This window comes from Cellulomonas sp. P2_B4, from assembly GCF_056404795.1.
Window position 1 is genome coordinate 1 of record NZ_JBFUDI010000044.1, and the last position, 706, is coordinate 706.

Below are 706 nucleotides of genomic sequence, written 5' to 3' on the forward strand. Positions count from 1 at the left end.
GCTTATCTCGATGTGATGGTCACCTATCCGCAGCTCTCCGACCTTCTCGTCTGGGGCATGTGCGACCGCTACAGCTGGATCGAGGGGTTCGAGCCGCGCGGTGACCGGGCGAAGCGCCGCCCCTGCCCCTATGACAGCGATTTCAAGCCAAAACCGATGCGTACCGCCGTCGCCGAAGCGTTCGCGGCCGCACCGGCGCGAACCTGACACGAGCCGCGAAAGGTGGCCATCAAAGGAGCGGAGGATATGCGACAGGTTTTGACGATCTTTCTTGCCGGCAGCGCAGCGATGCTCGCCCTGCCGGTACTCGCGCAACAGGCGGCGGCACCGGCGGCGAAGAGCGATGCATCCGACGACATCATAAAAAAGGCGGTCAACCAGCCCGGCACCAACTGGCAGGTCTATGGCCCCAACCAGAAGGCCAAAGCGCTGAACGATGGCGGCGTGCCCGGCGGCCAGGTGATCCGCGTGACCGTGTCGGCCAAGGGCGCCAATGCCTGGGACGTCGGCTCCAGCTCGCCGATCCAGAAACCGATCGCGGCGGGCGACACGATCCTGGTCGCGATGTATCTGCGCGCGCCCGAGCTGAAGGACGGCGAGACCGCCTCCATCCCCTATATCGGCGCGAATGGCGTGGCGGCTCCTTACGAGAATCTCGTCGGCAACGGCGTGACGATCAACACGGACTGGAAGCTCTATTATGCCT

At 64.4% G+C, this 706-nt stretch carries 2 protein-coding genes; both read left to right on the forward strand.

Features of this window, described 5'->3' with window-relative positions:
* Positions 1-207 (forward strand): endo-1,4-beta-xylanase (locus AC1DZC_RS19975; protein ID WP_477044483.1); only part of this gene is annotated, 207 nt, incomplete at its 5' end.
* A 15-nt stretch (positions 208-222) separates the two neighbouring features.
* Positions 223-706 (forward strand): hypothetical protein (locus tag AC1DZC_RS19980; RefSeq protein WP_477044484.1); only part of this gene is annotated, 484 nt, incomplete at its 3' end.